We start from the raw sequence: 7,485 nt of genomic DNA, 5'->3' as shown, positions 1-7,485 counted from the left end.
GCTAGCCCGACCACGCCTCCGCGGGCCCCCCCGGGGGGCGGGGGGCCCCCCCCCCCCCCCCCCCCCCCCGCCCGCCCGCCCATCCGATCCGATCCGATCCGATCCGATCCGGTCCGGTCCGGTCCGGTCCGGTCCGATCCGGTCGGCTAGATGATGCCCTGGGCCAGCATCGCGTCCGCGACGCGCTCGAAGCCCGCGATGTTGGCGCCCGTCACGTAGTCGCCGGGAGCGCCGTAGCGCTCCGCCGTCTCGTGGCAGACCGCGTGGATGTCACGCATGATCCCGGCCAGCTCCTGCTCGACGCGCTCGGCGGTCCAGGAGACGCGGGCCGCGTTCTGGCTCATCTCCAGGGCGCTGACGGCGACGCCGCCCGCGTTGGCGGCCTTGCCCGGGCCGAAGGCCACGCCGGCCTGCTGCAGGACGCGGACCGCTTCCGGGGTGGTGGGCATGTTGGCGCCCTCGGAGACGGCCTTGACGCCGCCCGCGATCAGGCTGCGCGCGTCCTGGACGTCCAGCTCGTTCTGGGTGGCCGAGGGGAACGCGACCTCCGCGGGCACCTCCCAGACCCGGCCGCCGGGCACGAAGCGGGCCGAGCCGCCGCGGCGGGCGGCGTAGTCGCTGACGCGACCGCGCTCGACCTCCTTGATCTGCTTGAGCAGCTCGACGTCGATGCCCTTCTCGTCGAGCACGTAGCCCTGGGAGTCGGAGCAGGTCAGCGGGTGCGCGCCGAGCTTCAGCAGCTTCTCGATCGTGTAGATCGCGACGTTGCCCGAGCCGGAGACGACGGCGGTGCGGCCCTCGAGGCCGAGGCCCTTGAGCTTCAGCATCTCGGCGGCGAAGAGCACCGCACCGTAGCCGGTGGCCTCGGGACGGATCGCGGAACCGCCCCAGCCGCGGCCCTTGCCGGTGAGGACGCCCGCTTCCCAGCGGTTGGTGATCCGGCGGTACTGGCCGAAGAGGTAGCCGATCTCGCGGCCGCCGACGCCGATGTCACCGGCGGGCACGTCGGTGTGCTCGCCGATGTGGCGCTGGAGTTCGGTCATGAACGCCTGACAGAAGCGCATCACTTCCGCGTCGGAGCGGCCGCGCGGGTCGAAGTCGCTGCCGCCCTTGCCGCCGCCGATGCCGAGGCCCGTCAGGGCGTTCTTGAAGATCTGCTCGAAGCCGAGGAACTTCACGACGCCGATGTCGACGGACGGGTGGAACCGCAGGCCGCCCTTGTACGGGCCCAGCGCGCTGTTGAACTCGACGCGGTAGCCGCGGTTGACGTGGACGTGACCGTGGTCGTCCGTCCACGGCACCCGGAAGATGATCTGCCGCTCGGGCTCGCAGAGCCGCTCGACGAGTCCCGCCACCGCGTACTCGGGGCGCGCGGCGAAGACGGGGGCGAGGGTCTCGAGTACCTCTCGCACCGCCTGGTGGAACTCGGGCTGTGCCGGATTGCGCCGCTCGATGTCCGCGCGCAGCGCGTCCAGCCTGGCCCTCGAGTCCTTGGGGTCCTTCACGGGCTCGTCCTCCTCGGGGGTGTGGTGCACGCGGGGGTGGTCGGGCGCGGCGGTCGTCAGCCGCGCCGCCAGGTCCCCGCGGACCGGAATTGGCTGTTCGGGGTGCGGTCCCAGCCGGAGGGTACCGTGCGCGGGATCTGCTCCGACGTGCCCTCCGACCTGCCGTCCGACCTGCGGAACAAGGCCGAAAGTACTACGGTCAGCACCGCCGTTTCGACCCTGTCGGGGCGACCCCGGACGATCCGCCAGAGTTCGCTGTCGGGAATGGTGCGTTTCGTTTCTTCGCTTGCGCCGATTTCGCTCATACCGGCGGGTTCCCGTGCTTGCGGGACGGCATGTCGGCGTACTTCGACCGGAGCATCGAAAGCGACCGGATGAGTACGGCGCGGGTCTCCTGGGGGTTGATGACGTCGTCGACGAGGCCGCGCTCGGCCGCGTAGTACGGGTGCATCAGCTCGGTCGTGTACTCCTTGATCTTCTGCGCGCGCATCGCCTCGGGGTCGTCGGCGGCCGCGATCTCGCGCCGGAAGATGACGTTGGCGGCGCCCTCGGCGCCCATCACCGCGATCTCGTTGGTGGGCCAGGCGAGCGCCAGGTCGGCGCCGATCGAGCGCGAGTCCATGACGATGTACGCGCCGCCGTAGGCCTTGCGCAGCACGAGCGAGATCCGCGGCACGGTGGCGTTGCAGTAGGCGAAGAGCAGCTTCGCGCCGTGCCGGATGATGCCGTTGTGCTCCTGGTCGACGCCGGGGAGGAAGCCTGGTACGTCGACCAGCGTCACCAGCGGGATCGAGAACGCGTCGCAGAACTGCACGAAGCGCGCGGCCTTCTCGGAGGCGTGGATGTCGAGGACTCCCGCGAGGGCGGCGGGCTGGTTGGCGACGAAGCCGACGACGTGGCCGTCCATCCGGGCGAGCGCGCAGACGATGTTCTGCGCCCAGGCGGGCTGGACCTCGAAGTACTCGCCGTAGTCGACGGTCTCCTCGATGACCTTGCGGATGTCGTACGCCTGCTGCGGGTTGGCCGGGACGATCTGCTCCAGCGCGTCGTTCGTCCGGTCGGCCGGGTCGTCGCAGGCCTCGCGGGGGGCGCTCTCGCGGTTGTTGGAAGGCAGCAGCGAGAGCAGGTGGCGCACGTCCTCGAGGCAGCTCGGCTCGTCGTCGTACGCGAAGGCGGCCACGCCGGAGACGGAGGCGTGCACGTCGGCGCCGCCGAGGCCGTTCTGGGTGATCTCCTCGCCGGTGACCGCGCGGACCACGTCCGGGCCGGTGATGAACATCTGCGAGGTCTCGCGGACCATGAAGACGAAGTCGGTCAGGGCGGGGCTGTAGGCGGCGCCGCCCGCGCACGGGCCGAGCATCACGCTGATCTGCGGGATGACTCCGGAGGCGCGGGTGTTGCGCTGGAAGATGCCGCCGTATCCGGCGAGCGCGCTGACGCCCTCCTGGATACGGGCCCCCGCACCGTCGTTCAGCGAGACCAGCGGGGCTCCGGCCGCCTCGGCGAGGTCCATCACCTTGTGGATCTTCTCGGCGTGGGCCTCGCCCAGGGCGCCGCCGAAGATGCGGAAGTCGTGCGCGTAGACGAAGACGTTGCGTCCGTCGACGGTGCCCCAGCCGGTGATCACACCGTCGCTGTAGGGGCGCTTGTCCTCCAGCCCGAACCCGGTCGCGCGGTGCCGCCGCAGGGCCTCGATCTCCTGGAAGGAGCCCGGGTCGAGCAGCAGGTCGATGCGCTCGCGCGCGGTGAGCTTGCCCTTGGCGTGCTGACGCTCGGTGGCCCGCTCGTCGGGCCCGGCGAGCACCTGGGCTTTGATCTCGGCCAGTTCGGCGGCTCGGTCCAGAACCGGTATGGGCGGGGCTTCGGGAGCCATGGTCATGTGGATCCTCCAGGTCTGAAGGCCGGATCCAGCCACCGTCACCCCACCCCCTCAAGAGGTCTTGGAGATCCGCTGGACCCCGCCCCTGCCGGGGGCCCGCCGGAGCTCGCCGGACAGGGGTGGGGGTCCGCCCCTACCCTGGCGGTGTCGAGCTGCAGGGAGAGGGGCGAGGCCACCGTGTCATCCGATGTCAGCCGGGACCCGTACGACAACCCCGTCGCGTTCGGGCAAAGAGTGCAGATCTATCGCAACCGCCGCGGGATGACCCGCGAGCAGCTGGCCGGGCTTCTCGGCCATCACCCGTCGTGGGTCAAGAAGGTCGAGACCGGCGCCATGAAGATGCCGCGGCTGCCGGAGATCCTCCGCATCGCCGAGATCCTGCGGGTCCGCCGCCTGAACGACCTCGTGGGCGAGGTGGGCGCCGAGCCGCACACCGATCTGTTCGTGGGCGCGGGACACGACCGGCTCCCGGCGGTGCGGGCGGCGCTCGACGCGTTCCCGGCCGCGACCGACCGGCCCGCGCCCTCCGCCGCCTACCTCCGGGCCGCGCTGGACACCGCCTGGAGCGCCCGGCACAGCGCCCCCCACCACCGTGAGGTCATCGGGGCCCTGCTGCCGGACCTCATCCGCGACGGGCAGCAGGCCGTACGGCAGGCCGACAGCGCCGCCGACCGGCGCACCGCCCAAGCCCTCCTGGCCGAGGTGTACTTCCTCGCTCAGTTCTTCGTCGCCTACCAGCCGGACCCGGCACTCCTGTGGCGGGTGTCCGAGCGGGGGATGGTCGCCGCGCAGGACTCCGGGGACCCGCACGCCATCGGCCTCGCCGCCTGGCTCTCCGCCCAGGCACACCGCGACTCGGGGCCGGGTCACTACGACGCCGCCGACGCGGTCGTCATGGACGCCCTGCGCCTGCTGGAGCCGTACCTGCCCGACGCGTCCGCCGATGTGCGGGCGGTCGTGGGGGCGTTGCGCTTCGAAGCCGGGTTCACCGCGGCCAAGCGGTCGGAGACGGGCGCGGCATGGGGCTGGTGGGACCGCGCCGACCGGGTCGCCCAGCAGTTGCCCGGCGGCTACTTCCACCGGGTGACCTCCTTCGGCCGGGCGGTCATGGGCGCCCACGGCGTCACGGTCGCGGTGGAGCTGCGGTCCGGTGGCGAGTCCGTACGACAGGCCGTCCGGGCCGAGGCCTCGACGATCCCCTCCCGCCCGCGCCGGGCCCGCCACCGGATCGAACAAGCCCGCGCCTACCACCTCGACGGGCAGTACGAGACCGCGCTCACCACGCTCGAACAGGCCCATGCGGCCGCGCCGGAGACCGTTCGCTACAACGGGTACGCCAAGCGGATCGTGCTGGAGGAGGCCCAGTCACGGGTGCCCGGGCGCCGCCGGCGGGCGAGCCGGCTCGCCGTGACGATCGGGATGGTGGCGGCCTGAGGCCAGGGGCCCGAACCGGGCCCCTCGTTCCCCCGGGCCGCTCCTACGGTCGTCACACCACCCGGTGACGACGGCAGGAGCACCCGCATGGAGCAGACGCACGACCTCGCAACGGCTGCCCGGGAGCTGGTCTCCCGGGCCCTCGTTCCGTACGGGGAGCGGCCGTCCGCCGCCGAGGTGGCGCGGCTGCTGGACGAACTGACCCGCCACGGCTGGGCATTGCACGGCGCGGTGCTCGCCGTCCCGGAACCGCAGCGGTCCCTGCGGGCGGCCGGCGGGCTCGCGGACTGGTCCCACCTCGTCGCCGACCCACCGCGCGGCATCACGGACAGCACCCGGTGGAGCTACTGCCGGGCCGTGGCCCGCGCGCTGCGGACCCTGCTGCGGGCGCTGGAGGAGCGCGAGCACAGCCACGCGCACGCGCACCGGCCCGCGGGGGCCCAGTGAGCGGCGACCGCCTCTGCGCGAGGTGCGACCGTACGATCACGGGCGCGGCCGAGGTCATCACGGTGGACGGCGGCTCCGGGGCCCGTCCGGATCAGCACGCCCACCCGTACGGGGACCCGGCGTGCAGGCCGACGACCAGGGGGCGTTGGGAGCAACGGCTCGCGGCGGCCGTCGCCCGCGCCCTCGCGACGGTGGACCCGCCGGACGAGGCGGTCCGCGACCTGCAACGCGAGGAGGACGCGCACCAGGCCCGCCGCCGGGCGCGGGTCAGCCCTTAGGCTCACCACCGGCACCACCGGCACCCCCGGCGCGTGCCGGACCACCCGCAGCACCCGCACCACCCGCACCACCCGGCACCGACCCCAGGAGCGCGCACCGTGTTCGACCCCGCAGCAGGGCACCCGTACCCCGATGCCCACCGGCCCGACGAGGCGCCCGCGCCGCATGCGCTGCTCGCGCCCGTGCTCGGGTTCCTGGGGACCTGGCACGGGCGGGGGCGCGGCGGCTACCCGACGCTGGCCGGGGAGTTCACGTACGCGCAGGAGGTCACCTTCAGCCACGACGGCCGCCCCTTCCTCCACTACGAGACCCGGGCCTGGCTGCTCGACGCCGACGACGCGCCGCTGCGCCCGTCCGCCCGGGAGAGCGGCTGGTGGCGGCTCCAGCCCGACGGCCGGGTGGAGGCGCTGATCACCCAGCCCACCGGCATCGCGGAGATCCTGGTCGGCCGGGCGGACGGCACGGCCGTCGACCTCGCCACCCACGAGGTGGCCCTCGCGCCCACGGCGAAGGAGGTCAGCGCCACCCGCCGCCGCTACACCCTGGCCGAAGACGGCACGCTCACCTTCGTCCACGACCTCGCGGCGGTCGGCCAGCCCCTCCAGCACCACCTCTCGGCACACCTGCGGCGCCGCGAGGGGTAGGTCGCGGCTCTCCGGCCCGCCTGCCCGGGATGGGGGGCGGGCGTCGGTACGGTCGCCCCCGTACCCGCCGATCACCACCGGTCCGGAGGCGCGCAGGATGTCAGGGAGCTCCCACCCCACCCCCGGGTCCACGCGGGCCCGGGGGGTCGGTGTGCTGCGGCGGCTGGGGGGACGGGCCGTGGCCGGGTTCGGGGACGGGAACACCATCCTCAAGACCGTGATCGCCGCCACGCTGTCCTGGTGGATCGCCGCGGATCTGATCAGCCTGCCGGATCCGGTGCTCGCGCCCGTCGGCGCGATCCTGGTCGCCCAGGCGACGCCGTACGCCACGGCGCGCAAATCGTTCCAGCGGGCGGCCGGAATCGTCGTCGGGGTCCTCCTCGGAGCGGCCACCGCGGCCGTCGTCGGGGCCGGACTGCCGACCGTCTTCCTGGTCACCGTGATCGGCATGTTCGCCGGACGGCTGCTGCGGCTGGGCTCCCAGATGCACCAGATCGCGATGACCGCCGTACTCGTCGTCGGCAGCAGCGAACAGCTGGGCTACGGCACGGCCCGCATCGAGGAGAACATGCTCGGCGTGCTGGTGGGCACCGCCGTCGCCCTGTTCGTGCCGTCCGCCGGATTCACGCGGCGGGCCAGGGAGGAGACGACCCGGCTCACCCGGGACATGGCGGCGCTGCTGGGCGCGATGGGGGAGGGCCTCGCCGACGGTACGTGGACCGGGGAGGCGGGCGGCTGGGTGCGCCGGGCCCGCGGTCTGAGCAGCCGCCTGGACCTGGTCCGGTCCGCCGTGCGGCAGGCACACGAGGCGGCCCGCTGGCGCACCCGGGCCGGCGAGGAAGCCGTCGCCCAGCTCGCGGAAGCCTCGGCCGCCCTCGAACACGTCAGCCACCAACTGCGCGGCATCGCCCGGGGCCTGTACAACCTCACCTTCCGCGAGGGCCGGCCCCCGGCCCTGCACTGGGACCAGCGCGACCCGCTGCTCCGGCCGGAACCGGCGCCCGCGCCGGCGGGTCTGGACGTGCTGCTGGGCGACCTCGCCCGGCTGGTCGCCGAGATCGCCGACCACCACATCGCGGCCGAGAGCCCCGCGCCGGACCGGGGCGGGGCGCTCCGCGTCCTCCTGGGCGAGGCCGAGGCCCGCTTCATGGCCACCGCGCTCGCCCAGTCCCCGGCGTACGGGCAATGGCGGGTGCTCTGCACGGCCGGGATCCTGGAGGACACCCGCAAGGTCCTCCACGAACTCGACCCGGAACACGGCCCCCACCCCTCGGCCTTCCGCTAGGCCGTCTCTTTG

At 73.6% G+C, this 7,485-nt stretch carries 7 protein-coding genes; 5 read left to right on the top strand and 2 right to left on the bottom strand.

Annotated features, from left to right (window positions below; all coding sequences use genetic code 11):
- Positions 1 to 146 precede the first annotated feature (146 nt).
- Both gdhA and ABT084_RS34025 read right to left on the bottom strand, forming a co-directional pair.
- A complete protein-coding gene (gdhA, locus tag ABT084_RS34030; protein ID WP_502969262.1) occupies positions 147 to 1,505 on the bottom strand; it encodes an NADP-specific glutamate dehydrogenase in 1,359 nt (452 codons plus the stop codon).
- 301 nt (positions 1,506 to 1,806) lie between these two features.
- Positions 1,807 to 3,378, bottom strand: a complete 1,572-nt coding sequence (locus ABT084_RS34025; protein ID WP_502969261.1) for an acyl-CoA carboxylase subunit beta — start codon at positions 3,376 to 3,378, stop codon at positions 1,807 to 1,809.
- 183 nt (positions 3,379 to 3,561) lie between these two features.
- Between ABT084_RS34025 and ABT084_RS34020 the strand changes: the two genes are divergently transcribed.
- The 5 genes from ABT084_RS34020 to ABT084_RS34000 all read left to right on the top strand — a co-directional run bounded on the left by ABT084_RS34020 (position 3,562) and on the right by ABT084_RS34000 (position 7,473).
- Positions 3,562 to 4,818 (top strand): helix-turn-helix domain-containing protein, encoded by a 1,257-nt coding sequence (locus ABT084_RS34020; protein WP_351052491.1) that lies wholly within the window; start codon positions 3,562 to 3,564, stop codon positions 4,816 to 4,818.
- An 87-nt stretch (positions 4,819 to 4,905) separates the two neighbouring features.
- The gene (locus ABT084_RS34015) at positions 4,906 to 5,265 is read left to right on the top strand and encodes a hypothetical protein (protein ID WP_351052489.1); all 360 of its coding nucleotides are present in this window, start codon (positions 4,906 to 4,908) and stop codon (positions 5,263 to 5,265) included.
- Entirely contained in the window at positions 5,262 to 5,543 is a 282-nt protein-coding gene (locus ABT084_RS34010; protein ID WP_351052486.1) for a hypothetical protein, read from the top strand. The genes ABT084_RS34015 and ABT084_RS34010 overlap by 4 nt, the downstream gene beginning before the upstream one ends.
- 99 nt (positions 5,544 to 5,642) lie before the next feature.
- Entirely contained in the window at positions 5,643 to 6,188 is a 546-nt protein-coding gene (locus tag ABT084_RS34005) for a nitrobindin family protein (protein WP_351052484.1), read from the top strand.
- A gap of 97 nt (positions 6,189 to 6,285) precedes the next feature.
- On the top strand, positions 6,286 to 7,473 hold the full coding sequence (locus ABT084_RS34000) for an FUSC family protein (RefSeq protein WP_351052481.1): 1,188 nt from the start codon (positions 6,286 to 6,288) through the stop codon (positions 7,471 to 7,473).
- The last annotated feature ends 12 nt before the right edge of the window (positions 7,474 to 7,485 follow it).

This window comes from Streptomyces sp. NPDC002138, from assembly GCF_040296485.1.
In the GTDB taxonomy this organism is placed as follows: domain Bacteria; phylum Actinomycetota; class Actinomycetes; order Streptomycetales; family Streptomycetaceae; genus Streptomyces.
This window is presented reverse-complemented; position numbering and strand designations above follow the sequence as displayed.

Coding starts and splice junctions, on each gene's coding strand:
- ABT084_RS34025 (WP_502969261.1), bottom strand. CDS start 3,378: ATGGCTCCCGAAGCCCCGCCCATACCGGTTCTGGACCGAGCCGCCGAA.
- ABT084_RS34000 (WP_351052481.1), top strand. CDS start 6,286: ATGTCAGGGAGCTCCCACCCCACCCCCGGGTCCACGCGGGCCCGGGGG.
- ABT084_RS34015 (WP_351052489.1), top strand. CDS start 4,906: ATGGAGCAGACGCACGACCTCGCAACGGCTGCCCGGGAGCTGGTCTCC.